This is a genomic window from Vibrio sp. QJM3NY_26, from assembly GCF_057786005.1.
The window spans coordinates 2,550,440-2,576,299 of the sequence record NZ_CM173515.1 but is presented as its reverse complement, the minus strand read 5'-3'; the positions used below and the strand labels follow the sequence as shown (position 1 = coordinate 2,576,299).

Sequence of the window (25,860 nt, the reverse complement as noted above, 5' to 3'; positions counted from 1 at the left end):
ATTGAAAATGCGAGTCACTTCTATTTTTTTAAGAGTGGATTGTATTTAAGTTGTTGATATTAATTTATTTTATCGTTTTCGGTTATGATCTTTACAATTTGTCGATCTGGATCACTAAGTACCTACTAAATTTGCACTAACTCATATTTTTTTAGATGAAAATTAAGTTCTCATTGATCTTTTTGAGGGCGAAGTTAGTCTTAATGCCATGGATGCACATGATGTGTATAACCAGAAAGGAAATAGAGAATTCGAGTTTAGGGTTCTCAAACAAGAAAAGGTATTTCTCTCTACGGCGGCCAACTTTAGGCGGGGAATATTCAAACAGCTATATCCATTTTTAGGAGTTTTATTCCATGGAAAACAAATTTTTTAAAGTATCTGCGATTACTGCAGCAATGGTAGGTGCACTTTCTGCTGCTCCAGCTATGGCTGAAGATCCAATCGGTCCTGAGTATGCGAGTCAGGCATCAGAGTTCTTCTCTGAGTCGACAATTAGTGGCAACCTAAACTTCTTCATGCGTGCTCGTGACCGTGGTAATGTGGATGCAAATGGCAATGATACAGCTAAGACAACAAACTTAGATCACGGCTCTATCTTTGCTAACTTAGGTTTCCATTCAGGTTACGTAGCTGACGTTGTTGGTTTTGACGCAGTAGTGTACAGCACATTCGACATGTGGGCGGGTGAAGAAACCGGCGGTTCATTTGAACACGAGATGAACTTTTTTGACTGTGATTCTGCTTACGGTGCAAGTACTGGCTGTGATTCTTACCAAACGGATAACGGTGTTTCTTTCGCTAAAGCAGCATTAAAATTTAAGTTTGGCGAGAACATCAATGCGCAACTTGGTTACTTCCAACCGTCTGTACCTAGTTCTTTAGGCGTTAACTGGTCATTCGCTCCTGGTACATACCGTGGTGGTGAGATCGGTGGTAACTTTGGTGACCTTTCTGTTGGTTTCGTTTATGCAGACCAGTACAAAGCCCCTTGGTTCAAAGAAACATATGAATTCCGCGATGGCTCTTTCTGGGGCAGCCCTGGTAAAGACGTAGGCGATGTATACTCGATGGGTGCTCGTTATACTCTAAGTAATGGAATTGGACTTGATGTTGGTTACGGTGGCTTGACTGACGGGGATCGTAAAAACTTCCACGCTAAAGTTAAAGGCACGACAGATGGCGGTCTATTCTGGTCTCCACAACTATACGTAGTTGATGATGACAACCAGTTTGACAGCACAGCTTTCCAAGCGGCATTATTAACGTCTAAAACTATGGGTCAATACAGCTTCCGTGCTGAAGCGACATATACAGTTGCCGACTCTGAAGATACTCGTGGTAATGTTGGTAACATGTCTTACCGCCTAACAGAACAGTATGGTGGTTCAAACGGTGCTTACGACGTTTGGTGGAACAACCGTTCTGACTTTAACCACGATGGCGAATATGCGTTCTTCCTATCTTCAACTCGTGATTTCTCTGATGTTGGTGGTACAGGCTTCAGTGCTGGTGTAAGTGGTGCTTACGGTGCGGGTGCGAAAGCTGACGGTTACGATGAGCTAGTCGAATATGCATATAGCTTCTTCGCAAATTACGCAATTCAAGCTGGTGCATTGAAAGATGCTAACATCAGCTTCTACTACACTAACTTCTTTAATGATTCAGACGCGCCAAACTGGACTGGTTACTCTAATGCCTTCCAAGACGAGACTGATTTCAAACTAGCACTAACAATTCCTTTCGGAGTTAAGTAAGTTAGATAAGAAATAGAAAAAGCTGGGTATTTACCCAGCTTTTTTGCTTTTTAGGAGATATTTATGAAACGTATTATTCCCATTGTATTAATTGCTTTTAGTTTGGTTGCATGTAGCTCTTCACCGAAAACAGCATCTGAGTTTTGGTATGGTCAAGGGGAGCGTTTTGGATCCCGTGGCTACGCGATAGATAATGACTCATTAGTTGATATACAAGAAAAGGTGGGGTTTGATGAATCTGCTTATCTTGCCGGATATGAAAAAGGAAAATCAGAGTTCTGTGATCCTTATAAAGCTTTTGAAAAAGGCATCAAAGGAACAAGGTACACAGAACAATGTGCTGATATGCCTCAGGAGGTGATGATCAAAGCTGAGTGGCAAAGAGGATGGGACGCATTTATTGGTGCTGATTTCTATAAGTTTAGGTAGGCTCAGAAACGATCAACTTAAACCTACCCATTATAATTATTGATGTGTGCCACCATATGCTTTGCACAGTTCACGGGGCAGTTGCTTTATCGCTCCGTCATTGAATGTGCACTGAACGCCTGCACCAAATACTTTTCCTGCGTTGTTTTGCGCAATAGAGACTGGAGCTGAAAAAATAAACACTGAAGCTAGTGCTAAAGTTAAAAGTTTCATATTTTCCATCCTTCATACTTACCAAAAAATAAAATAAACAGCATTTAAACGTCATGCTTAATACTCAATTATGTATACGGTTGATGAAAGGTCAAAGTTCTATAAAAATTTTTAATGAAAAATAACAAAAGTTAATTTCAACATATCAATCAGTAACTTATTGATTTGTGGTGTCTGGAAGTGTCCGTAAATGGAAGGTATTTTCTTTGTTGAAAGCAAAACGCTTATAAACAGAAGACTTTATTTTCTTAAATTATATTTGTTATGTATTTACGGACTCTAGGCGTATTATTTTTTTTTGCATCAAAGGCAATAAAGGTTCATAAATGCATAAAGTGCAACTGGTTATTAGAGTAATATCATGAACATAAGTGAAGCGGCTAAACTTACTAACTTATCAACGAAATCTATTCGTCTTTACGAAGACAAAGGGGTTATCACTGCGCCTTTCCGCTCGGAAAATGGTTATAGAAGTTATGATAAGAAGCAGATTAAAGAGCTTGGGATTGTTGCGAAAGCAAGAAGCGCCGGTTTTTCGCTTGATGAGTGCCGTGCGCTTGTTGAATTAGCTGACAATCCTTGTCGAGAAAGTGCTGACGTTAAAGCAAAAGCGCTTAGTAAATTGGAAGAAGTAAACAAAAAAATTGAAGATCTATTGGCAATTCAGAAGACATTGAAAGAGTGGGTTGAACAATGTCCAGGTGACTCAAATAGCCATTGCCCGATTATTGATTCACTTGTAGAAAAAAAGCCATAATTTGGTTACTTATGGCTTTAATAAGGAATGCTTGAATTACTCTTTAGTTGGAGTAATCGTTAATACTATGCCATCTACAGCAGTGACGATCACCTCTGTGCCTGCTTCTAAATCCTGAGCACTAACAGCTGACCACGTAGTATCACCTAGACGGATACGACACTTGCCTTTTTGCATGTCAGTATCGACTCGAGTTGTTTGCCCTACAAGTTGTTTTTCTCTTTGATTTAGCTCTCGTCCAGCGTCTGACTGCTTGTCATTAGATAGTTGTCTTCTCCACCACAACCAAGTGGTGATAAGTGAAAAACTCGCAAAGGACAACCATTGCATCTGCCAACCGATTGGTAGCGCGCCTAATAGCGCTCCGACCCACATGGCTGATATGCCTATCCACAAAAAGTAACCAGCAGTACCAACCAGCTCTAGGGCTAGCAGCGCTAGACCAAATGCTAACCAATGCCAGTGGTTTACTTGCTCTAGTAACTCGAACATAAGTTAGTCCTTACTACCCTTGTCGTTGCTTTGTGCAAACATCTCTGCGATACCTGCAACAGAACCCATTAGGCCAGTCGCTTCGAGTGGTAGCATGATTATCTTGCCGTTTTCAGCTTGGCCGATAGACTTCAGTGCGTCGGTGTAACCTTGTGCAATAAAGTAATTGACCGCTTGCATGTCACCTTGAGCGATGGCCGTCGACACCATTTCTGTCGCTTTAGCTTCTGCTTCTGCTGCACGCTCACGAGCTTCTGCTTGCAGGATTGCAGCTTGCTTTTGACCTTCCGCTTTTAAGATTTCTGATTGCTTATGACCTTCTGCTTTTAGGATCTCAGCTTGTCTTACGCCTTCAGCCGATAAAATGTCGGCACGTTTGTTTCGCTCAGCTTTCATCTGGGCATTCATCGCGGCGGTTAGATCAGCTGGTGGCTGTACATCTTTGATTTCGATACGAGTAACTTTTACGCCCCATGGGTTAGTTGCTTCATCCACGATATTTAGCAGCTTGGTATTGATCATGTCACGCTGGCTAAGCATTTCATCCAGTTCCATAGAGCCAAGTACTGTACGGATATTGGTGAGGGTTAAATTACGGATCGCATGCTCAAGGTCATTTACTTCATAAGCCGCTTTCGGTGCATCGATAACTTGTACGAAGCAAACTGCATCAATCATGACATTAGCATTATCTTTGGAGATGACTTCTTGAGCTGGGATATCGAGAACTCGTTCCATCATACTGATGCGTTGTCCGACTTTATCGATAAATGGAATGATCAGGTTTAGGCCTGGTTTGAGTGTCTGTGTATAGCGGCCAAAGCGTTCTACGGTCCAGTTATTGCCCTGTGGAACGGTTTTGACACCAGCGAAAATGAACAGTAGTGCGACGACAGTAAAGACGCCAATAGTAATCAATGTATCAATAGCCATACAAAATCCTTTGCAAGTTTAAGTTTTTGATAGTTCACTATTGATACTGGCTCATATTTAAATTCTGAGCAAATTTATAAACGAGAAATGGGCCATAAAATATTGATTTTATGGCCCATTTTATATTATTCAATTCGATAAACTAATTGATTAAATTGTCAGTTTTCGATGTTCAATCTAACGATTTTAGGGTTTTGTTAGTAAAGCAGAGAGTACAGTTGTCGACGGTACTTACTGGCAACTGGGTTTCCTTGCCCAAGCGCACTTAAGATGTCCATGAACTCTTTTTTCATATCGCCATCGCAAGTATTTAGATCTTTTGCTAGGAAAGACCACAACAGCTCCATCGCTTCTTCGTTGCGGTTCACTTGGTGATATTGCAATGCTAACTCAGAGGCAGTCTTAGCGTCATTCGGGTCTTGCTGCAGAGCGGTTTCTAATGCCTGTATTTCAGGGCTGTCTGCTGCTTGCTTGTGAAGTTCAAGTTTCGCGACTAAGCCTTTGTAGTAGTTGTCTCGGTACTCTAGAGGAATGGTGGCTAGCTGAGTTTCAGCAAGATCAAACTGTTGCGTTTCTAACAAACACTCTGCGATCGCCAGTTTTACTTCACCTTTATTCGTCAGCTCTGCTGGGAGTTGCTGCATAGCTGCCAGTGCTTGTGTGTGCTCACCTGCTTGCATTTGCTCTAGAGCTTGACGTAATGCAAGTTCATCTTGGCTAGGAAGGTGCTTGTTTAGCATTTCAACAATGGCTTCTAAGCTCTGAGGGCCACCAAGCCCATCGACAGGCTGACCGTTAACAAACAGTGCAATGGTCGGTAGTGCTTGAACCCCAAATTGGCTAGCAATGGCTTGCTCTTGCTCGCAGTTCAATAAAGCTAGGGTGAAAGCGCCATTGTATTGCTGAGTTAATGTTTGCAGTTCAGGAATGACTTGGGCGCTCTCTTGGCTCATTGGTGCCCAAAATTGGATGAGTACAGGGGTCTGCATCGAACCTTCTAATACTTGACGAAAGTTCTGCTCATTAAGTTCAACAATATGCGGAGATTGCATTTACGTTCCTTGAGGTTTGTTTATGGATACGTTGCAAATATGGGGGGATAAGTCGGTAACTTCAAGATCTAACTGGAGTATCTCAGATAAAAAGAGACAAAAATAAAAACGCTATGCTTCGATGTTGGTAGGATGTTTATCTCTACATAGAAGGCATAGCGTAATCATTGAGGTGGTCAGTGAGGTATTGCGTGAGATATTCAAAACAGAATAAACAACGTAATCGCCACACTCACACCTACCCAATTAAGGCGGTTTAAAGTCATGAAATGTCCAGATTAGATTCACCAATTGGGAGTAATTGATGAGATAGGATAAATCATGACATCTTATTGTTACGGAAAAATTACATCGTTACATTAAAGTTTGCGACTGTGCATTCAAAGTTAGAAAATTATGCAGCTTTTCTCAAAATAGGGTCTAGCCAGCGACTCGGCAGAATCCTTTTCAATACCGCGAACACTTTAGTCGGGGTCGTAACTCGGTATCTTAGCTTGGGTTTATTGGCCGAAAGTGCGTGAAATACAGGTTCGATACAACTCTCAGGTGGCAGAACAAAAGCGTTGTTCGATGACTCATTTTCGAGTCGGTCTTTTTGTTGTTGGTAAGCGTCTTGGTGAGCACTGCCAGAAATATTGATCCATTTATTGAATGCTTTCAGGGCATTGGTTCTAAATTGAGTCTCAATTGGCCCAGGTTGCAGTAACGAGATGTGTATACCGCTGCCATGCAGCTCTAAACGCAAGGTATCCGTCCAGCCTTCAATAGCGAACTTTGACGCATTATAAGCGCCACGATATTTCATGGCGGCAAAACCTAATACGGAACTGTTTTGCACGATTCGGCCTTCACCACGTTCGCGCATGTGCGGGAGGATCTGACAAACAAGATGATGCCAACTAAAGAAGTTGGTTTCGAATTGCTCCCTGAGACCTTGGGTCGGTAAGTCTTCTAGCGCGCCTGCTTGACCGTAAGCGCCGTTATTGAATAACCCATACAACCCGTTAGGTGCGAGTGCAATCGCAAGCTTGGCGCCATTCTCGATACTCTCTTGGTTGGAAAGATCTAATTGAATACAAGTGAGGCCTTCATCTTGAAGGCGTTTTACATCTCGTGGGTGGCGACAGGATGCAATGACATTAAAACCACGTTTTTGCAGTGCATGAGCACATGTATAGCCTATACCCGTTGAGCAGCCAGTGATAAGAATCGACTTGTTCACACTTAATCCTTTATTAGAGTCTCTATCTCTCTAGAGTAAAGAATTAGTCTTGATGTTGTAACAAGTTTTTCAGAGCAGGTTCGATTCTTGAGTAACTAAAGATAAATCCCATTTCAGTGAGCTTCTTTGGTTTGGAACGAATGCTGTCAAAGAGCAGACAAGAAGATTCACCCATGAGTAGCGACATTGCCCATTTAGGCGTGAATAAGAAATGAGGTCGACGTAGTTGCTTGGCGAGTGTGCTGCTGAACAGTTTGTTGGTGACAGGGTGTGGGGCACACATATTAAATTCCCCTTGAGCGTGAGGCATCGACAATAAGTGGTTGATGGCTCTCACCATATCCAGCATGTGAATCCAAGGCATGTATTGCTCGCCTGAACCTAGCGGTCCACCAACTCCTAGTTTGTACGGCATAAGCATCTTTTTGAGCGCACCGCCATTTTCACCAAGTACAATACCTGTTCGCAGTAGTATCACGCGTGTTCTTTCTGATTGTGCTCTCTTGGCTATTTCTTCCCAATGAGCGCAAACTTTGTGAGGAAAGCTTTCATCTTCTACTTGTAGTGATTCGTCAAACGGATGTTGCTGTTGATCACCATAGTAACCCACGGCTGAGCCGCTAATAAAAGCCTTCGGCGGGTTGCTGCTGGCATGAATTAACTCGACCAGTTTTTCAGTAATGTGCCAGCGGCTGTTACAGATCCTCTCTTTTTGCTCCGCACTCCAACGCTTGTCAGCGATAGGTTCGCCAGCAAGATTGACCACTACATCGAAGTCATTGAGATCGCTCAGTCCATCAAGAGATTGAATGTAATGAAGGTTATTCTGGTTCAGATGATTTAGGTTTTGCTTCGCTTTTTCGGGGCTCCGCGTCAATAATGTCACGTCGTCAGTGTTCCAGCTTTTGACCAATTCAGAACCAATAAATCCCGTACCACCAGTTAACAATATCTTCATACCAATCTCCCTATTAAACATAATTATAGACATGGCTTGTTTTTGAACGCCAATCAATACGAAAAAATCACTATAACGATCAGTTGGTTTCAATCGTGTGATACCCAAATTACGCCGTATCAATTTACGAAAGAATGAAATTAAATTCATCAAGTTAGGATGTATACCGCTATCACACTTATGGACTTTACTCGGATATGTTACCAACTGCGTAATATTTGTCACATAAGGAATGATAAGGATTTGCCATGATTATTAGTAATTAATAACCAGATACAATTTCAATGACTAGGAGTTGCGATGACGGCAGTGCTTGCTTTATTTCGAGCCATGTTAGGTAGTCTAAGGGATCTCTTGCCGATCGTGGCGGTGATTGCTTTCTTCCAGCTTGCTGTTTTGCAAGAGCCACTCCCTCATCTTTTGTCTATTCTAACTGGCTTAGTGCTGGTGGTTTTTGGACTGACTTTTTTTATCTTTGGCCTTGAAATGGGTCTGTTCCCAATTGGCGAGTCGATGGCTCAAGCTTTTGCTCGCAAGGGGAGCGTGTTTTGGTTATTGACCTTCGCTTTTTGTTTGGGCTTTGGTACCACCATTGCCGAACCCGCGTTAACCGCAGTGGCTGCTGAAGCAGCAGAAGTTGCAGCTGAAGGTGGTGTTATTCCCAACTCTTTAGATGAAAGGGAACAATATGCCGATGGCCTGCGCTTCACTGTGGCGTTATCGGTCGGTATTGCCATTCTATTAGGCGTACTTCGGATCTTAAAAGGTTGGCCAATTCAGTACATGATCATCGGTGGTTATATTGGAGTTGTGGTGCTCACTGCATTTGCCCCGGAAAACATTATTGGGATTGCGTACGACTCTGGCGGCGTCACAACATCGACGATCACCGTTCCGTTAGTGACCGCATTAGGCGTAGGTTTAGCCTCGGCGATTAAAGGACGAAATCCGATGATTGATGGCTTTGGATTGATCGCGTTTGCTTCACTTCTGCCGATGATGTTTGTCATGGTGTACGGGATGGTGGTGACATGATCAGTGTGCAGCAATTTATCGACACCTTTCTAGGCACTGTGATGGATGTGATTCCGATTGCGGTGATCATCTTCGGTTTTCAGTTAGCGGTACTGCGTAAGCCTGTCAATAACCTTGCCAAAGTGCTCATCGGTTTCTTTTACGTCATTCTTGGCTTATCACTCTTTTTGATGGGGTTGGAGCTCGCGTTATTCCCTCTAGGGGAGACGATGGCAATGCAACTCACCGAACCAAGCTTTTTGACTGAGTTTAAGATCAGCTCTGGTCTTTCATTGGCTTGGTTTGATTATTACTGGGTTTACCTGTTTGCGTTTTGTATTGGTTTTAGTACCACGATAGCCGAGCCTTCTTTGATTGCTGTAGCGATTAAGGCAAACCAAGTATCCGGTGGCAGTATCAGTGTTAACGGACTGAGAATTGCCGTGGCATTAGGCGTTGCCATTGGTATCTCATTGGGTAGCTACCGTATTGTTGCGGGCGATCCTATCCATTACTACATTATTTGTGGCTATGTCATTGTGGTGATTCAAACCTTTTACGCCCCCAAATTGATCATTCCATTGGCCTACGATTCAGGCGGGGTTACGACATCTACCGTGACAGTGCCTTTAGTGACGGCTCTTGGATTAGGGCTTGCTTCAACTGTACCGGGGCGAAATCCAGTAATAGACGGTTTCGGCTTAATCGCCTTTGCGAGTTTGTTCCCCATCATTTCGGTGATGAGCTACGCCCAAATAACCCAATGGTTAAACCGTTTACACACCTCTAAGGAGAGCAAAGATGCGCTTTAAACTTATCCTAGCGTTTGTAGAAGAGAGCAAAACCGACACTGTGCTCGATGCCGCGCGTGATGCGGGCGCAACCGGAGCAACCGTGATTAATAATGCCAGAGGGCAGGGCTTAAACCAAAAGCGGACCTTCTTCGGATTAACATTAGAGGTGCAAAAAGATGTGCTGCTGTTTGTCGTTGAGGAGCATCTAGCAAGGCATATTCTCGAAAGAATTAGTGAAGTGGGGGAGTTTGACCAAGAATCGGGACAGGGTATTGCAGTACAGATAGATGTGGAAGATGCAGTAGGCGTTGCGCACCAAGTTGAGACGTTAACAAAGGTTGTGGAGGATGAGCTATGAGTACCAGTGAAAAGATCCGAGTAGGCGATGTCATGGCCAATACGTATGTGATTATCGATGGGCTAACTACGGTGTTAGAAGCGATAGAGATGGCGAAGAAGCACAAAGTGAAGGCAATCATTGTCGATAAACGCCACGAGGATGACGAGTACGGTATCGTGTTGATGAATGATATAGCAAAGAAAGTGTTGGCTAAGAATCGATCTCCCAAGCGAACCAATGTTTATGAAATCATGACCAAGCCAGCGCTAAGCGTGTCTGCTGAGATGAACGTAAAGTATTGCGCTCGCCTGTTTGAACGCTTTGGAATCAGTCGCGCGCCAGTAGTTCGTGATAACAAAATAGTCGGTATGGTTAGTTACAATAATATCGTGATCAACGGTATGGTGAGAGATGACGTGTAGCATTTAGATACGTACAATAGGCTCATAAATTTTATGGAGAAGTACGTGTGAAATTATTTTTTGCTTCAGACCTACACGGTTCGCTGCCAGCAACAGAAAAGGTATTAGAACTCTACCAAGCGTCTGGTGCGCAATATTTAGTGCTATTGGGTGACATTCTGAATCATGGTCCAAGAAACCCGATTCCCGAAGGATACAATCCACCGGCGGTTGCAGAGAAGTTGAATGCGTTTTCTCAAGAGATCATTGCCGTTCGTGGTAACTGTGACAGTGAAGTGGATCAGATGTTGTTGTCTTTTCCAATGATGATGGATTACTCATGGGTGTTATTGGAATCAGGTCAGCGTATCTTTCTAACCCATGGTCATTTGTATAACACCACTAAACGACCAGCACTAAAAGCGGGTGATATTATTGCCCATGGACATACCCATATTCCAGTTGCCGAATACCAAGATGATATCTTTATCTTTAACCCTAGTTCGGTGACATTCCCACGAGATGGTCACGCAGCGAGCCATGGCATCTATGAAAATAATACCTTTAAAGTCATTAGCCTTGAAGGTGACGTAATTGTGAGTGGCGAGCTTTAAATAAACTCAATCGGCGGCGTTAGAAAAGGCTCACTTTGAGTCTACGTGGCCGAGGTCCCTGTCTGGAGCAATGATGTTTCGCACTCTTTGCTTCAGAACTTTCGCTTCTGGAAAACCTTCATCTGCTTTTCTTTCCCAAATCTGCACACCATTACAAAAGATTTCGAACCTGCCTCCGGTGTCTGGATGCAAGCTCACTTGTTCAATTTCTTCGCTAAAGGTATGCAGCAGCTCTTGGCATAACCAACTTGAACGAAGCATCCAATTACACTGACGGCAATAGTGTATTGCGATTGTCGCTTTTGCTGGCGTCAGATTTGGTTGATCCGTATTCATAGTTAATCCTTAAAATGCTACATCCGTAATTTGATGCCAACGGCTAACAAAAAAGGGGCATCATGCCCCTTTCTATTGATATACCGTTTAATGGTATTCAGCTATTGATATACATAAATAACTGCAGAGTTTTAGTTTGAACCAGTTTTAGTTTGAGAACAAAACGGTAGAACCGTGATTTAAGCTAGTGAGCAGCAGTGCCTTCTGATTAATAATATCAATGCGTCGGCTTTGCTCTGCATCCATCTTAATCACTTGAGTGATAAGTTCGAGTTGCTCTTCCGAAAAGTCTTGGCGCTCAGCAGAAGTTACATCTTTAAACTCCGTTGGCGAAATCAGTAAATAGTTATCGTTAATATCCCACTGACCTGTTTCAGATATGTTGATCACATTCGCAGGTGCAGTTTGAGTGCTGTACAGCCTAACCACTGACATTCTCAGGTACGTACCATTTGGTAGGTATTTCGCATTCGATGACAATTCAACTTTACGAAGCGGCCCGATTGAATCAGCTTGCTTGTTATCGCTAATCAGAGTCACCATTTTCGATTGCCATTCATGCTGAGTGAGCAAGCGCTCTACTTTTGCATCACTGCCCCAATATAACCAACCACTTAAAAATGCAGATAGAACCAGTAAAATAATCGATACTTTTAATTTCATGTTACTGACCACCGTTACAAATGTCGTTTACATCCGACTGGTTTGCGTAAATTCTTAGGGTTACATTTTCGCTAGAGTAATCTTGCGGGTGAATGTAGTTGAGGGCAAGGTTGTTGGTTTGTCCACCAGTTGCAATCACCTCAGTCGGTTTCAGCATGCCAGTGTGATTGGTGTTGTAACGCAATACACACTTTTCTATCGCAGGTAGCCAACTGCTGAGATCAGGATGATTGATTGGGGTTTGAATTTTTACACCATCCACTTCAGTCAATGTTCTGAACTCCGATTCTGCGGGGTTAGTAAACGTTAAAACCAGAATTGGCATGATGAAAGCCGCAAGCAATAACGAAAACGCTAACCACTTATTGGTGCTTTTAACCGGGGTCGCAGTTGGTGTTGTTGCTGGTTCCACTTCAACTTTGGTTTCTTGAAACTTTGTAATTGACTCGGGCTCAACAGCTTCAGTCATTGCTTCTTCGGTCATTGTAGGCGTTGCAAACGTTAAGATAGGTTCTACGTCATTTTCTGCAATTTCAGCCGCTGCTGGCTGATCATTTGATGAAAGTGGTGCAGAGCGTTCAACGGTTGCAATAAATTGGTAACCGCGTTTAGGTACCGTTTTTACGAATTCTGGAGATTTGGTCGAGTCCTTGAGCATCTTTCTCAGGGTCGAAACTGCTTGCGTTAAGCTTGAGTCATCAACCTCAAAGCCTTGATCTCGCCAAACATACTCGTGCAATTCATTACGAGTGATAACTTCATTGGGTCTTTCTGACAGCATCAGGAGAATGCGGCTTTCATTGCTGCCAAGGCGCACGACTTCGCCGTCGCTCATTTGATCAACAAGTGAATTGCTATTTGGGTCGAATACGAACCGCTGTGCGAGAATAAACTTTGTGCCGATATTGCTCATTGAATTCTTCTATTTTGGATGATTTTGAGTGCGAAATAGACAAATCTCAGGTGAAGTTCCGTTAATTCTTCACCAAATCATGGCTTCTTTTATGTTCTTTTATATTTATCAGACTCAAGGATAATAAAAACAGATCAAAAAAACAGTGTTTTTATGATTTTTGACCTTGAATTTACATTTGTCATCCTCATGTTAATGAACATAAGAGTGGCATCAAGTGTTACGCCCCTATGGTATTCAACATAAAGTATAGATGTTTTGGAGTAAAAATGAGCGAAACAGCAACGCAAAATAAAGAGACTCGTGGCTTTCAATCTGAAGTAAAACAACTACTTCACCTAATGATTCACTCACTGTATTCAAATAAAGAAATCTTCTTACGTGAGCTGATCTCTAATGCATCTGACGCGGCTGATAAGCTTCGTTTCCAAGCCTTGTCAAACGGTGACCTTTACCAAGGTGATGCAGACCTAGGCGTAAAATTATCTTTTAGCGCTGAAACCAATACTTTAACGATTTCAGATAACGGCATCGGCATGAGCCGCGACAACGTTATTGAGCATTTAGGTACGATTGCTAAATCGGGTACTGCAGACTTTTTCTCAAAGCTGTCTGAAGACCAAAGCAAAGACTCTCAATTGATTGGTCAATTTGGTGTTGGTTTCTATTCTGCATTCATCGTTGCAGACGCGGTAACGGTTCGCACACGTGCAGCAGGTCTAGCGAGTAATGAAGCTGTTCAGTGGCACTCTGCAGGGGAAGGTGATTACACCATCGAAGACATCACTAAAGAGTCTCGTGGTACTGATATCATTCTTCATATGCGCGAAGACGGTAAAGAATTCCTAAATGAATGGCGTCTGCGTGAAGTCATTGGTAAATACTCTGATCACATCGGTATCCCTGTTTCAATCTTAACTGCGGTTAAAGATGACGAAGGTAAAGACACCGAAGAGAAACATTGGGAACAGATTAACAAGGCTCAAGCGCTTTGGACTCGTAACAAGTCTGATATCGAGAAAGAAGAGTACCAGGAGTTTTACAAGCACGTATCTCACGACTTTGCTGATCCATTAACGTGGAGCCATAACAAAGTTGAAGGTAAGAACGACTACACAAGCCTACTTTACATCCCTGCTAAAGCACCTTGGGATATGATGAATCGTGACCATAAGAGCGGCCTTAAGCTTTATGTACAGCGAGTATTCATCATGGATGATGCAGAGCAGTTCATGCCATCTTACATGCGTTTCGTTCGCGGCTTGATTGACTCAAACGATCTACCACTGAACGTGTCTCGTGAAATCTTGCAAGATAATAAGGTAACTCAGTCTCTTCGTGGCGCATGTACCAAGCGTGTCCTGACTATGCTTGAGCGCATGGCGAAGAATGACAACGACAAGTACCTAGAGTTTTGGAAAGAGTTTGGCCTTGTACTGAAAGAAGGCCCAGCGGAAGACATGGCGAACAAAGAAAAAATCGCTGGTTTACTTCGCTTCTCATCAACGGAAGTTGACTCTGCTGACCAAGCTATCAGCCTAGTGTCTTACGTTGAACGTATGAAGGAAGGTCAAGACAAGATTTATTACCTAACAGCAGATAACTACGCTGCCGCTAAGAACAGCCCGCATTTGGAGCAGTTCAAAGCAAAAGGTATCGAAGTGGTTCTAATGTACGATCGTATTGATGAGTACGTAATGAACTACCTTACTGATTTTGATGGTAAGCAGTTCCAATCGATCACCAAAGCGGGCTTAGACCTAAGCAAGTTCGAAGGCGAAGAAGAGAAAGAGAAGCAAAAAGAGGCAGAAGAAGAGTTCAAATCTGTTGTTGAGCGCACTCAATCTTATCTTGGTGATCGTGTTAAAGAGGTTCGCACGACATTCAAGTTATCAACTACACCTGCTGTTGTTGTTACCGATGATTTCGAGATGGGCACTCAAATGGCTAAACTTCTTGAAGCTGCGGGTCAAGCTGCTCCTGAGGTGAAGTACATCTTTGAGATTAACCCTGAACATGCGCTAGTTAAACAGATGGCTGATGAAGCGGATGAACAAGCGTTTGGTCGCTGGGTTGAGCTATTACTTGGCCAGGCTATGCTGGCTGAAAAGGGCTCAATGGAAGATCCGTCACAATTCTTAGGTGCAATCAACGAGCTACTAACAAAACGCTAGTCTTTCGACTTTGGGCTAAGCCCATAATTATGAATAAAAGCTCGCGAATGCGGGCTTTTTTTATGAACGTCGCTTAACTTCATCGAAATGTTGCTAAAGTTGCTAACAAGACGAACGCAAACGCTGTCGACACATTCTTTAGTCTTAATTTCAGCCAAATTGAATATTAATGTGATAGAATGCTCGACCTAATCAGCTGGTACTATGAACCTATCGTCTCCAGTTGTATGATTTTTAAACATTATACCGAAACTTACCGTTTTGCTTCTGTTTACAGTTGTGCTTAGCCTCAGTTGTTACCTAACCTCTCTTGTTTGACCTAAATTAAACCAGAAAGGCGGGATAGTGAGCTTCGGTATAAATCATAATTTTTATAAGAGGATTAAACATGCGCATCATTCTTCTAGGTGCTCCTGGCGCGGGTAAAGGTACTCAAGCTAACTTCATCATGAACAAATTTGGTATCCCTCAAATTTCAACTGGTGACATGCTACGTGCTGCTATCAAAGAGGGTACTGAGCTTGGTAAGCAAGCAAAATCAGTAATCGACGCTGGTCAGCTAGTTTCTGATGAAATTATCCTTGGTCTAATCAAAGAGCGTATCGCTCAAGATGACTGTGAGAAAGGTTTCCTACTAGACGGTTTCCCACGCACAATCCCACAAGCGGATGGCCTAAAAGAAATGGGCATTGCTGTTGATTACGTTGTTGAATTCGACGTAGCTGACGATGTGATTGTTGAGCGTATGGCTGGTCGTCGTGCTCACCTTCCTTCTGGTCGTACATACCACAGTGTGTACAACCCACCTAAAGAAGAAGGTAAAGATGACATCACTGGCGAAGAGCTTGTTGTACGTGATGACGACAAAGAAGAAACAGTTCGTGCACGTCTAGGCGTATACCACGATCAAACGGCTCCGCTTATTTCTTACTACGGTAAGGAAGCAGAAGCAGGTAACACTAAGTACCTTAAATTTGATGGTACTAAGCAAGTTGCTGAAGTTAGTGCAGAGCTTGAGAAAGCACTAGCATAATTGGCTAACAGCCAGTTTTAGAATTTGATATATTGGAAGCGACCGTTAAGGTCGCTTTTTTTGTTTCAATTTTTAGTCATATACCAATCTAGATAAAATCGATTGTGCATAATTTCCGCGCTGCGGCTTAGATTCACGCGGCTAACGATCAAGGTGATGTTGCGATAACTCAGGTTAAGAACGACTATTCTTAAATTTAGTTGCGTAACAATGATCTTAAACTTATGCAGATTAGTATATTACGTTCCAGAAAATCACACATTGGTCTCAGGTATCTATGGAAAATAATAAAAAGCAGGGCGTTTTACTGGTGAACCTAGGAACACCAGATTCGGCGACTCCAGCTGGCGTTCGTCGATTTTTGAGTGAATTCTTACACGATAAGCGAGTCGTAAACCTAACGCGTTGGCTTTGGTGTCCTATTTTACATGGGGTGATCTTACCGATTCGAGCTCCGAAAGTGGCTAAATTGTATCAGTCTGTCTGGATGGACGATGGATCACCGCTGCTTGTGTACTCACAAAGACAAGCTGAGAAACTGCAGAAGAAATTGCAAATGCCGGTTGCGCTGGGTATGACCTATGGCAACCCAAGTCTTAAGACGGGTGTCGAACAACTGATGGAGCAGGGTGTCGAAGACATCATCGTACTACCTCTGTATCCTCAGTACTCAGGAACAACGACAGCGGCCGTTTCTGATGGTTTAACTAAAGCCTTCAAAAAAATGCCTGTTATCCCGAGCTATCGCTTTATTCGAGATTATTATTCTCACCCTAGCTATGCGAAAGCACTGGCTGAAAGTGTTCGTAGCCATTGGGAAGAAAATGGTAGAGCCGATCATTTAGTGTGTTCTTTCCACGGTATTCCGAAGCGACTCGCTGATGAAGGTGACATCTACCCTCAGCATTGTGAAGCGACGACCAAATTACTTGCTGCTGAGTTAGGCTTATCAGCGGACGATATCACCATGACATACCAGTCTCGATTTGGTCGAGAAGAGTGGTTGAAGCCTTACACTGACGAGACACTTGAATCACTGCCGAGTAAGGGCATCAAGAAGATTGATATCATGGCTCCTGCGTTCTCGGTTGACTGTTTGGAAACGTTGGAAGAGATTTCTGACCAGTGTAAAGAGACGTTCATTGATGCTGGTGGCTCAGACTTTAGCTACATTATGTGTCTTAACGACAGAGACTCACACATCGATATGATGGCTGAGCTAGTGGCGCTTCATCGCTAACTAATATACCAATAGAATAAATAACAAAAGGGCTGCTCATTGAGCAGCCCTTTTTGATCCTGATGTTTCTTTTTGAAATAGATCTAGATATTAAGCAACCGAAGTTTCTGCTTTTGGCTCTGCTTCAAGCGCCATGTTAGTTTCTACACCATGCATCCATGATACAAGTTTACCTGCACAAAGAAGCAGTAAGACGCCACTTATTGTCGCTGTAATTGCGATACCACCGAAGATAGACATTGCGCCAAGCTCACCAACGTGAGAACCCACAAGGCCAGCGACGTAGTTTGCGACAGCATTGAAGCCAAACCATGCACCCATCATTAACGATGCCAGACGAAGTGGAGCTAACTTAGTGACCAACGACAGGCCAATAGGAGATAGACAAAGCTCACCAAGAGTATGGAAGAAGAAAGCACCGACTAGCCATAGCATTGATGTTTTGACTGTTAGGTCGCCACCTTGCTCCATTACTGCACCCATCATGCACACAAAGCCTAGTGCTAAGAAAAACAACGCCATCGCAAATTTCACTGGCGAGTTTGGTTCACGCTTACCAAGCTTGACCCAAAATGCAGCAATGATTGGTGCAAGTGTAATGATGAAGAATGGGTTCAGAGATTGGAACCAAGCTGCAGGAACTTCAAAGCCACCAATCATACGGTCAGTATATTGTTGAGTGTAGATGTTCATCAAACCGCCAGCTTGTTCAAAGCCAGCCCAGAAAACGATTACGAACAGACCCATAACTAGAATAACTTTTAGTCTGTCGAACTCTTCTTTGGTCAGTGGTGTTTTCTCTTTCGATTTGTTCAGCGCTTTCGCTCGTGCAGCTGCAGGTACTGAGCCAATGTTGCCTAACCATGACTGAGCCATCGTCAATTGCATAACTAAGCTAATAACCATACCGATACCAGCGGCTAGGAAGCCAGCTTTCCAGCCGAATGAATCGACTGCAGCACCTGAAATTAAGCCACCCAGTAGCGCGCCTAAGTTGATGCCCATGTAGAAAATGGTGAAAGCGCCGTCACGTCGGTTATCGCCTTCTTGGTATAGGTCGCCAACCATGGTCGAGATGTTTGGTTTAAACATACCGTTACCACTGATAAGCAGTGCTAAACCTAGATAAAGAGCATTTACTTGGTCTAAGCCAATAGCGCCGTTAGGAAGAGCGAGCGTAAATTGGCCTAAGGCCATTAATACACCGCCCACTAGGATCGATTTACGTTGTCCTAAGTAGTTATCGGCCAGCCAGCCGCCGATTAATGGCGTGATATAGACTAAACCAGTATAGATGCCATAAAGATCGAGGGCATCTTTTGTTGACCAACCAAGGCCACCATTGATAGTGGTATCGGTAAGAAATAAAACAAGGATGGCACGCATTGCATAGTAGGAGAAACGTTCCCATAGCTCTGTGCTAAAAAGTAGAAATAGGCCTCTAGGGTGGCCAAAGATGTTGTGATTGCTTGGCATAAGTTTTACTAATTTTAGGTATTAAAAGATTTTATAGTCACTCATGTATACACAGTGGGATAAAAGTCTGCAATAGGTGTATTTTATGGTTACGATAACTGAATTTTGTTAAGTTATTGATATTAAAGCTCTTTGATTTTGATGTTGATTATTTCGAGTGTGCTGCAAACTAACTTTCCAGATTTGAGCTGGTTGGTAAGTGAGCTTTTTTAAAGCGACATCGAATAAAAGTGTTTAGATATATTGGTCTGGCGTATTGGTTTGAGATTAAATAGAATGAAATCCCCATTAAAGGTGGGATACATATGCTTACAACAATGAGCCTTTTGATCTCTAAATGATCTCTGTACAATGCTTAACCACTTTTAGCTCCTATAACTTTTTGTTGATAAATTGGTCTGCTACGCAATATTTCTTGCTCACAATGATTCATTTTATTAATGGCGATTCAACCGTTTTAGGCATGTGGTAAAATATCTAAAAATATAAAATGGCTAGTTAAATGAAACGTTGGTATTTACTTTACTGTAAGCGTGGTGATCAAAAACGCGCTCAACAGCACCTAGAAAATCAGGGGGTAGAGTGCTTTTATCCTCAAATCGATGTCAAGAAGGTCGTGAGAGGGAAAGAGAAGCAGGTCAAAGAACCGCTGTTCCCGTCTTATATCTTTGTTCGCTTTGATTATGAGCAAGGCCCTAGTTTTACGACAGTTCGTTCGACCCGTGGCGTTGTCGACTTTATTAAGTTTGGAGCAAGGCCACATGAAGTCCAAGGCGACTTAGTGTATGAACTGAAAGAGTTTGAGAAGTGCTGCGAAGATGAACCTGAAGAGTGCTGTTTTGAGTTTGAATCAGGGCAAGTGGTCAAGATCAATAGTGGTCAGTTTGCTGGGGTTGAAGCTATTTTCCATCAGAAAGATGGTGAAGCTCGATCTATTATGCTGGTAAAAATGATCAGCAAAGTGGTTCCGATCAGTATTGAGAACGAAGCACTACAAGCTCACGCATAAGTGCAGTAATACAAAGCAAAAAATAGGCTTAAAACAAAAAGGCGCATAATGCGCCTTTTTTAGTCTTTAGGGTTTGTTCAAAACGCGCTAAGCGTTGTAAGCATCGTTGTGAACGGCTTGTACTGCACGACCTGATGGGTCGACACAGTTTTTGAATGACTCATCCCACTCAATCGCTTTCGCTGATGAACAAGCAACTGAAGGACCACCAGGTACACATTCTGCCGCTGATTCTAGAGGGAATAGCTCCTCAAAAATTTCACGGTAAGCATAACCTTCTTTGGTTGTTGGCGTGTTGTAAGGGAAACGGAACTTAGCAGCTTCCATTTGTTGATCCGTTACTTTTTCTTCAGCCGTTGCTTTTAATGTGTCAATCCAGTCGTAGCCAACACCATCAGAGAACTGCTCTTTTTGACGCCATGCAATTGAATCTGGTAGGTAGTCTTCAAAACACTCACGTAGAATGTGTTTCTCCATTTTACCGTTACCACACATCTTATCTTCAGGGTTCAAACGCATTGCTACATCGATGAACTCTTTGTCCAAGAATGGAACACGACCTTCAACACCCCATGCCGCAAGTGATTTGTTGGCGCGAGCACAGTCAAACATGCTTAGAGCAAGAAGCTTACGCACGGTTTCTTCGTGGAACTCTTTTGCGTTTGGCGCTTTATGGAAGTACAGGTAGCCACCAAAGATCTCATCAGCACCTTCACCAGACAGTACCATTTTGATACCCATTGCCTTGATCTTACGAGCAAGCAAGTACATCGGCGTTGAAGCTCGAATCGTCGTTACATCGTAAGTTTCAATGTGGTAGATAACATCACGGATTGCATCTAAGCCTTCCTGAATGGTGTAAGTCATCTCGTGGTGTACTGTACCGATTTTATCAGCGACTTCACGAGCAGCAATCAGATCAGGTGCGTTTTCTAGACCTACTGCGAATGAGTGTAGTTGTGGCCACCAAGCTTCTGATTGCTCATCGTCTTCGATACGCATTGCAGCAAAACGTTTAGCGACTGCTGAAGTGATTGAAGAATCAAGACCACCAGATAGAAGTACACCATAAGGTACATCTGTCATTAGTTGACGTTTAACTGCAGCTTCTAGCGCTTCAGTCAGTTCTTCTTTACTTGTGCTGTTACCTTGTACCGCAGCGTATTCATTCCAATCGCGGATGTAGTAGCGATGAGGCTCTGCATCTTTCGAAGAATAGAAGCTACCAGGAGGGAACTCACTGATCGTCTTGCATACTTCAACGAGTGCTTTCATCTCTGAAGCAACGTAGTAGTTGCCGTGCTCGTCGTAGCCTTGGTAAAGCGGGATGATACCAATATGGTCACGGCCGACTAGGTATTCGTCTTTCTCTTCGTCGTATAAAACGAATGCGAAAATACCGTTAAGTTCTTCTAAAAGGTCCGCGCCCATTTCTTGGTATAACGCTAGGATAACTTCACAGTCAGAGTCAGTCTGGAACTGGTACTTATCTTCATAGCGTGCGCGAAGTTCTTTGTGGTTATAAATTTCGCCATTCACTGCAAGAATATGCTTTTTATCTTGGCTGTATAGTGGTTGTGCACCACTGTTAAGACCAACGATAGCCAAACGCTCGTGAGCAAGAATTGCTTTTTCACCAGCATAGATACCAGACCAGTCTGGGCCACGGTGACGAAGCTTTTTAGACATTTCTAAAGCAATAGGGCGAAGTGCTGCGGCATCACTTTTAATGTCGAGAATGCCAAATACTGAACACATAGAACTTCCTTTTAAATAATTTCTAAATCAACTGTATTCAATTTGCCATTCTGGCTAAAAAAAGCAACCGAATGTGAGCAAAAAAATAATATAAAGGGGTTTCTGTTAGAAATTATCTAATTTTAAGGTGGTTTTGGTGAGTGGCGTCTAATTGCGGTTGGTTTTTTAAACAAAAACCTCTCAAAAGTGCAAAAGAACAGCAATTTTGAGAGGTTAACTAGACAATGTTTAGGACTAGATCTTATTGATGTTTGGGTTTAATTGCTCACATACGTGTCGAGCAAAACCACTACCAGCTTCACTGTAAATGTTGAATGCCGCATCGACACCATTCTCTTTCAATGTTTCTAGCTGGTCGGAGTATTCAGCAATGGCTGCGATTTGACCTTTAAAATCACGTGATTTTAGCTGTTCTAAGGCTGTTTGATTACCTTGGTGATGAGGCATCGCCAAGATCACTAACTTCACGTTTGCTGTATCTAAGATACGCTCCCAGAAATCTGGGTCAGTTGCATCGCCAGAAATAACGTTTCTTCCAAGGCTTCTATGGTTGTGTGCGGCTTCTTCACGAACTTCGACACCTAAGCTAACCTTGCCATAGCGTGAACGCAATTCATCGTAGGCGCCGGTACCAATACGTCCCATACCAAGAATAAGCACTTGTGCGCGACCTGGATCAATTCGTTTATCACGTTGATGAAGCTTTTCAGCAGCGTGCTCTTTGAGCCACTTACCTGACTGTTGATAAAGCTTATGACCCGCTTTGTTTAAAGGAGCAGCGATTAAGAACGATAACGAAACCGCAATCGCCACCGCCACTAATATATCGCCAGATATCCACCCCATCTTAAAGGCAAGACCACCGACGATAAGACCAAATTCACTGTAGTTAAACAATGATAGAGAGGCGAGTAGAGAGGTTCGAACACGGAATTTGAAGCGGTTGAGTACCAAGAAGTAAAGCACGCCTTTCACTGGCAGTAACAGCAAGAATAAGATGGCGAGCATAAAGCCTTGAATGGTAGGTTGCTCGGATAATCCAATATTCAAGAAGAAGCAGACAAGGAAAAGCTCTTTGAGGTTAAACAGCGATTTCGACAGCTCTGAAGCTTTTGGGTGACCGGCTAACAACATACCTAAGATCAGAGCACCTAGATCTGGTTTAACCCCTACAAACTGGAACAAGCCTGCACCGACGACCAATGCGAAGAAAATGCCGAACAGCACCAACATTTCGCCGTGACCAACCCAGTCGAGGACTTTGTAGAACAATGGACGACAGAATGGCAAAGCGAACAGTGCGATGGCATACCACTCTGGAATTTTGCCTGTCGATGCCGTTAAGAAGACCACGGCAAAGATATCCTGCATGACCAGAATACCGATCGCTAATGTTCCATAGGTCGCATTCATTTCCCCTTTCTCTTGCAGAGACTTAACTGCGAATACGGTACTAGAGAATGAAAGGGCAAAACCGAGTAGAACAATCTGTTCTATTGACATAGCTGCCAACGAGGAAATACCTAGGAATTTAAAACCAAACAGGGCGACCGCAAAAAACAGAGTGGATAAAAGGTTGTGGATTGTTGCGCCAGCCCAGATCTCTTTAGAGAGCAGGGTTTTGATATCGAGCTTTAAGCCAATCGTAAATAGAAGCAGGGTGACACCAAGGTCAGCCAAGGTAATGATGGTGTCATTGGTTTCAAAACCCAGAGCAAAGAGCCCAAAACCAGCGACCAAAAAGCCGACCAATGGGGGAAGGTGACACTTTAAAGCAATAAATCCTGCAATAAACGCAGTGGATATTAATATAAGTTCCATAACTTGTAGTAGTAGTTCCCTAGCTTAAAAAAACGGGCCGTGTTTATACAAACACGGCCCGCGGAAAATCAGAGTTGTTTTTCTTTAGTCTTCAAGAAGCTTTTGAAGTAACACACCGTTGAGCATAGCGCGCTTAATCATGGCAAAAGCTCCCATCGTAGGATGTTTATCGATCTGTGATGCTACAATAGGCAGGCCGCTATGGAAAGCCGTTAACGACTGATTCTCTACATTGCGCTTAATTGCAGGGAAAACAATCTCTTGTGCCTTTGTAATATCACCAGCAATGATAACTTTCTGAGGGTTAAACAAGTTAATCGTCATTGCGATAGCTTTACCCAGTTGATTACCTACTCGAACCAAACTTTGCTTAGCCAGTTCGTCGCCATTGATAGCATGGTCACATACATCTTGAATGGTAATGTGCTCAATCTCTGTTAGCGAGGACTCATAACCTTGCTTAATTAGCTTTTGGACACGTTCAACAATGGCAGGGTTTGCCGCTACGGTTTCAAGACAACCGAAATTACCGCATTGGCATTGCTCGCCAAGTGGATCAATTTGGATATGACCAATTTCACCCACGTTGCGGTTATGGCCAAGGAAAACCTGACCATTAACAATAATACCAGCACCAGTACCACGGTGAACGCTAACCAAAATAGAATCTTGGCTGTCTTTACTTGCACCGAAGTAGTGCTCAGCAAGTGCCATTCCTCGAACGTCATTACCAACAAAACAAGCAACATGGAATGTGTCGCGAATAATGTCGCTTAACGCAAGGTTATCGATGTCTGTATTTGGCATGTACTCAACCACACCTGTCGTTGGGTTAACCAAGCCTGGAAGAGTGACACCAATGGCAATCAGTTGGTCGATCTTTGGTTGGTGTTCAGCAATGAAAGCCTTCAAGTTATTGACCAAGCCTTGGGTGAGGTCTGATTGGTCTGAGTAATTCAGGTCTTGCTGTTGGAAAGCCAGCTCACGACCGCCAAGGTCATGCAGGCTTATTTGAATGTAATCTCGACCCAAGCGCACAGCGACAGAGTGAAAAGGCTCTACTTCTGTGGTTAGGGAGATAGCGCGTCTACCGCCAGTAGACGCTTGCTGCGCAACCTCTTTAATTAGGCCGCGCTCTAAAAGTTGGCGGGTAATTTTTGTAACACTTGCCGGTGCGAGTTGGCTTACATCAGCCACTTGTATACGACTGATAGGCCCTTGTTGGTCTATTAGTCGGTATACCGCCGCACTGTTTAGTTGTTTAACTAAGTCTACGTTACCTATTTGTCCGCCATTCATACTTAATTGTGCTCGTATTGTCCGTTAACAACAGTCGCTTTAACGTTAAAGTCTCGGTCAAATACAGCTAGGTTTGCAACCATGCCTTTTTTGATTCGACCTAGCTTGCTTTCTACACCGATAGCCGTAGCTGGGTATAGCGTAGCCATGCGAAGAGCTTCGTCTAAAGCGATACCGGCGTGCTCAACTGTATTCTGAACTGCTTCAATCATAGTCAGAGCTGAGCCGCCCAGTGTGCCGTTTTCATCAACACACTTACCATCACGGTAATATACTTTCTTACCGACAAAAATAAAGTATTCCATGTCAGCACCTGCAGGAGCTGTGGCATCCGTCACTAATACCAACTTTTCTCCCTTGATTTTATGCGCAATTCTGATGTTTGCGTAATCAACATGGAAGCCATCGGCAATAATGCCAGCATAAACCTCAGGCGTATCGTAAATCGCGCCAACAACGCCAGGCTCACGACCAACCATAGGAGTCATTGCATTGAATAGATGAGTGGCAAAAGTGATACCTGATTCGAAACCTTGACGAGCTTCTGCGTACGTTGCATTCGTGTGACCAATCGAAACAACCACACCAGCTTTGCGCAGACGCTCAATGTGTTCTGGGTCGTTGAGTTCTGGAGCCAATGTTACTTTTGCAACAAGGTCATTGTTCTCACAGATAAGCTCAATCATTTCGCTGTCTGATTTACGAATGTGATCGACGCTGTGAATGCCTTTTTTCGCGACGTTTAAATACGGGCCTTCAAGGTGTAGGCCAAGAGATTGGTTTTGGTATTGGTTGTGATACTCACGAGCTGCGGTAATAACCGCGCGCATGTCTTCGTCAGAAGAAGTGATTAGCGTTGGCAGGAAGCTAGTACAGCCAGATTTAAGGTTTGCTTTGTGCATGATCTGCATTGTGTCTGCAGTGATCTCATCGTTAAGCATTACACCGCCACAACCATTCAATTGTAGGTCAATGAAGCCTGGGCTTAGGTTTGCTCCGTTTAGGTCGCGAACTTCGATTCCTTCTGGTAATTCAGAGATAGGACAGACTTTTTTGATCAGTTTGTTTTCGATTACAACAGCATGATCGGTTAGAACATCACTACCAGTGTAAATTTTACAGTTACTTAGCGCGTACATAGTCAGCTAATCCTTATTTCGTG

At 43.2% G+C, this 25,860-nt stretch carries 26 protein-coding genes and 1 pseudogene; 13 read left to right on the top strand and 14 right to left on the bottom strand.

Annotated elements, in window-relative coordinates:
* Positions 1-221: 221 nt before the first annotated feature.
* The 3 genes and pseudogenes from AC3CH4_RS11295 (at position 222) to AC3CH4_RS11285 (ending at position 2,186) form a co-directional block, all read left to right on the top strand.
* A pseudogene (locus AC3CH4_RS11295) lies at positions 222-376 on the top strand (DNA ligase).
* Positions 357-1,757, top strand: a complete 1,401-nt coding sequence (locus AC3CH4_RS11290; protein ID WP_065205005.1) for an OprD family porin — start codon at positions 357-359, stop codon at positions 1,755-1,757. Before AC3CH4_RS11295 ends, AC3CH4_RS11290 begins: the two are co-directional and overlap by 20 nt.
* Before the next feature lie 63 nt (positions 1,758-1,820).
* Positions 1,821-2,186, top strand: coding sequence for a DUF2799 domain-containing protein (locus AC3CH4_RS11285; RefSeq protein WP_171308862.1), 366 nt, complete (start codon positions 1,821-1,823; stop codon positions 2,184-2,186).
* Between the two features lie 36 nt (positions 2,187-2,222).
* On the opposite strand, the gene AC3CH4_RS11280 is transcribed toward AC3CH4_RS11285, so the two are convergent.
* Entirely contained in the window at positions 2,223-2,399 is a 177-nt protein-coding gene (locus AC3CH4_RS11280; protein WP_171308861.1) for a hypothetical protein, read from the bottom strand.
* 361 nt (positions 2,400-2,760) lie between these two features.
* Here AC3CH4_RS11280 and cueR point away from each other — a divergent pair, with 361 nt between their 5' ends.
* The gene (gene cueR, locus AC3CH4_RS11275; protein WP_017085964.1) at positions 2,761-3,156 is read left to right on the top strand and encodes a Cu(I)-responsive transcriptional regulator; all 396 of its coding nucleotides are present in this window, start codon (positions 2,761-2,763) and stop codon (positions 3,154-3,156) included.
* Between the two features lie 36 nt (positions 3,157-3,192).
* Here cueR and AC3CH4_RS11270 read toward each other — a convergent pair whose 3' ends face one another.
* The 5 genes from AC3CH4_RS11270 to AC3CH4_RS11250 all read right to left on the bottom strand — a co-directional run bounded on the left by AC3CH4_RS11270 (position 3,193) and on the right by AC3CH4_RS11250 (position 7,813).
* Positions 3,193-3,648 (bottom strand): NfeD family protein, encoded by a 456-nt coding sequence (locus AC3CH4_RS11270; RefSeq protein ID WP_488542964.1) that lies wholly within the window; start codon positions 3,646-3,648, stop codon positions 3,193-3,195.
* A gap of 3 nt (positions 3,649-3,651) precedes the next feature.
* Entirely contained in the window at positions 3,652-4,581 is a 930-nt protein-coding gene (locus tag AC3CH4_RS11265) for an SPFH domain-containing protein (RefSeq protein WP_004734251.1), read from the bottom strand.
* A 197-nt stretch (positions 4,582-4,778) separates the two neighbouring features.
* Positions 4,779-5,633: a co-chaperone YbbN gene (locus AC3CH4_RS11260; protein WP_428784922.1), complete on the bottom strand. Its 855-nt coding sequence runs from the start codon at positions 5,631-5,633 to the stop codon at positions 4,779-4,781.
* Between the two features lie 394 nt (positions 5,634-6,027).
* Complete coding sequence (locus AC3CH4_RS11255; RefSeq protein WP_488542963.1) at positions 6,028-6,855, bottom strand: SDR family oxidoreductase; 828 nt, start codon at positions 6,853-6,855, stop codon at positions 6,028-6,030.
* Positions 6,856-6,898: 43 nt separating this feature from the next.
* On the bottom strand, positions 6,899-7,813 hold the full coding sequence (locus AC3CH4_RS11250) for a TIGR01777 family oxidoreductase (protein WP_428784921.1): 915 nt from the start codon (positions 7,811-7,813) through the stop codon (positions 6,899-6,901).
* 300 nt (positions 7,814-8,113) lie between these two features.
* Between AC3CH4_RS11250 and AC3CH4_RS11245 the strand changes: the two genes are divergently transcribed.
* The 5 genes from AC3CH4_RS11245 to yfcE are packed head-to-tail and all read left to right on the top strand — an operon-like array spanning position 8,114 to position 10,976.
* Positions 8,114-8,848, top strand: a complete 735-nt coding sequence (locus AC3CH4_RS11245) for a DUF1538 domain-containing protein (RefSeq protein WP_017079455.1) — start codon at positions 8,114-8,116, stop codon at positions 8,846-8,848.
* On the top strand, positions 8,845-9,639 hold the full coding sequence (locus tag AC3CH4_RS11240) for a DUF1538 domain-containing protein (RefSeq protein ID WP_017090179.1): 795 nt from the start codon (positions 8,845-8,847) through the stop codon (positions 9,637-9,639). Before AC3CH4_RS11245 ends, AC3CH4_RS11240 begins: the two co-directional genes overlap by 4 nt.
* The gene (locus AC3CH4_RS11235) at positions 9,629-9,979 is read left to right on the top strand and encodes a P-II family nitrogen regulator (RefSeq protein ID WP_054547637.1); all 351 of its coding nucleotides are present in this window, start codon (positions 9,629-9,631) and stop codon (positions 9,977-9,979) included. The genes AC3CH4_RS11240 and AC3CH4_RS11235 overlap by 11 nt, the downstream gene beginning before the upstream one ends.
* Positions 9,976-10,383, top strand: a complete 408-nt coding sequence (locus AC3CH4_RS11230) for a CBS domain-containing protein (RefSeq protein ID WP_050651629.1) — start codon at positions 9,976-9,978, stop codon at positions 10,381-10,383. Before AC3CH4_RS11235 ends, AC3CH4_RS11230 begins: the two co-directional genes overlap by 4 nt.
* Positions 10,384-10,430: 47 nt before the next feature.
* The gene (gene yfcE / locus AC3CH4_RS11225; RefSeq protein WP_004734243.1) at positions 10,431-10,976 is read left to right on the top strand and encodes a phosphodiesterase; all 546 of its coding nucleotides are present in this window, start codon (positions 10,431-10,433) and stop codon (positions 10,974-10,976) included.
* Positions 10,977-11,006: 30 nt separating this feature from the next.
* On the opposite strand, the gene AC3CH4_RS11220 is transcribed toward yfcE, so the two are convergent.
* The 3 genes from AC3CH4_RS11220 to AC3CH4_RS11210 form a co-directional block, all read right to left on the bottom strand.
* Positions 11,007-11,312, bottom strand: a complete 306-nt coding sequence (locus tag AC3CH4_RS11220) for an Rdx family protein (RefSeq protein ID WP_479276865.1) — start codon at positions 11,310-11,312, stop codon at positions 11,007-11,009.
* A 147-nt stretch (positions 11,313-11,459) separates the two neighbouring features.
* Positions 11,460-11,975 (bottom strand): regulatory protein ToxS, encoded by a 516-nt coding sequence (locus AC3CH4_RS11215; protein WP_054547640.1) that lies wholly within the window; start codon positions 11,973-11,975, stop codon positions 11,460-11,462.
* A gap of 1 nt (position 11,976) precedes the next feature.
* Positions 11,977-12,888, bottom strand: coding sequence for a transcriptional regulator (locus AC3CH4_RS11210; protein ID WP_054547641.1), 912 nt, complete (start codon positions 12,886-12,888; stop codon positions 11,977-11,979).
* Positions 12,889-13,157: 269 nt separating this feature from the next.
* Between AC3CH4_RS11210 and htpG the strand changes: the two genes are divergently transcribed.
* The 3 genes from htpG (at position 13,158) to hemH (ending at position 17,335) form a co-directional block, all read left to right on the top strand.
* The gene (htpG, locus tag AC3CH4_RS11205; protein WP_488542962.1) at positions 13,158-15,062 is read left to right on the top strand and encodes a molecular chaperone HtpG; all 1,905 of its coding nucleotides are present in this window, start codon (positions 13,158-13,160) and stop codon (positions 15,060-15,062) included.
* A gap of 388 nt (positions 15,063-15,450) precedes the next feature.
* Positions 15,451-16,095, top strand: coding sequence for an adenylate kinase (gene adk, locus AC3CH4_RS11200; protein ID WP_488542961.1), 645 nt, complete (start codon positions 15,451-15,453; stop codon positions 16,093-16,095).
* Between the two features lie 277 nt (positions 16,096-16,372).
* Entirely contained in the window at positions 16,373-17,335 is a 963-nt protein-coding gene (gene hemH / locus AC3CH4_RS11195) for a ferrochelatase (RefSeq protein ID WP_054547642.1), read from the top strand.
* Between the two features lie 90 nt (positions 17,336-17,425).
* Here the strand turns inward: hemH and AC3CH4_RS11190 are convergent, their stop codons facing one another.
* Complete coding sequence (locus tag AC3CH4_RS11190; RefSeq protein ID WP_488542960.1) at positions 17,426-18,811, bottom strand: peptide MFS transporter; 1,386 nt, start codon at positions 18,809-18,811, stop codon at positions 17,426-17,428.
* 502 nt (positions 18,812-19,313) lie between these two features.
* On the opposite strand from AC3CH4_RS11190, the gene rfaH reads away from it, so the two are divergent.
* Entirely contained in the window at positions 19,314-19,820 is a 507-nt protein-coding gene (gene rfaH, locus AC3CH4_RS11185) for a transcription/translation regulatory transformer protein RfaH (RefSeq protein ID WP_114633863.1), read from the top strand.
* Between the two features lie 87 nt (positions 19,821-19,907).
* On the opposite strand, the gene asnB is transcribed toward rfaH, so the two are convergent.
* From asnB to nagA, 4 genes are all read right to left on the bottom strand, one after another.
* Entirely contained in the window at positions 19,908-21,578 is a 1,671-nt protein-coding gene (asnB, locus tag AC3CH4_RS11180; protein WP_004734234.1) for an asparagine synthase B, read from the bottom strand.
* 234 nt (positions 21,579-21,812) lie between these two features.
* Positions 21,813-23,399: a cation:proton antiporter domain-containing protein gene (locus AC3CH4_RS11175; RefSeq protein WP_488542959.1), complete on the bottom strand. Its 1,587-nt coding sequence runs from the start codon at positions 23,397-23,399 to the stop codon at positions 21,813-21,815.
* Positions 23,400-23,483: 84 nt separating this feature from the next.
* Positions 23,484-24,698: a DNA-binding transcriptional regulator NagC gene (gene nagC, locus AC3CH4_RS11170; protein ID WP_004734232.1), complete on the bottom strand. Its 1,215-nt coding sequence runs from the start codon at positions 24,696-24,698 to the stop codon at positions 23,484-23,486.
* A 2-nt stretch (positions 24,699-24,700) separates the two neighbouring features.
* Positions 24,701-25,837 (bottom strand): N-acetylglucosamine-6-phosphate deacetylase, encoded by a 1,137-nt coding sequence (nagA, locus tag AC3CH4_RS11165; protein ID WP_488542958.1) that lies wholly within the window; start codon positions 25,835-25,837, stop codon positions 24,701-24,703.
* Between the last annotated feature and the right edge of the window lie 23 nt (positions 25,838-25,860).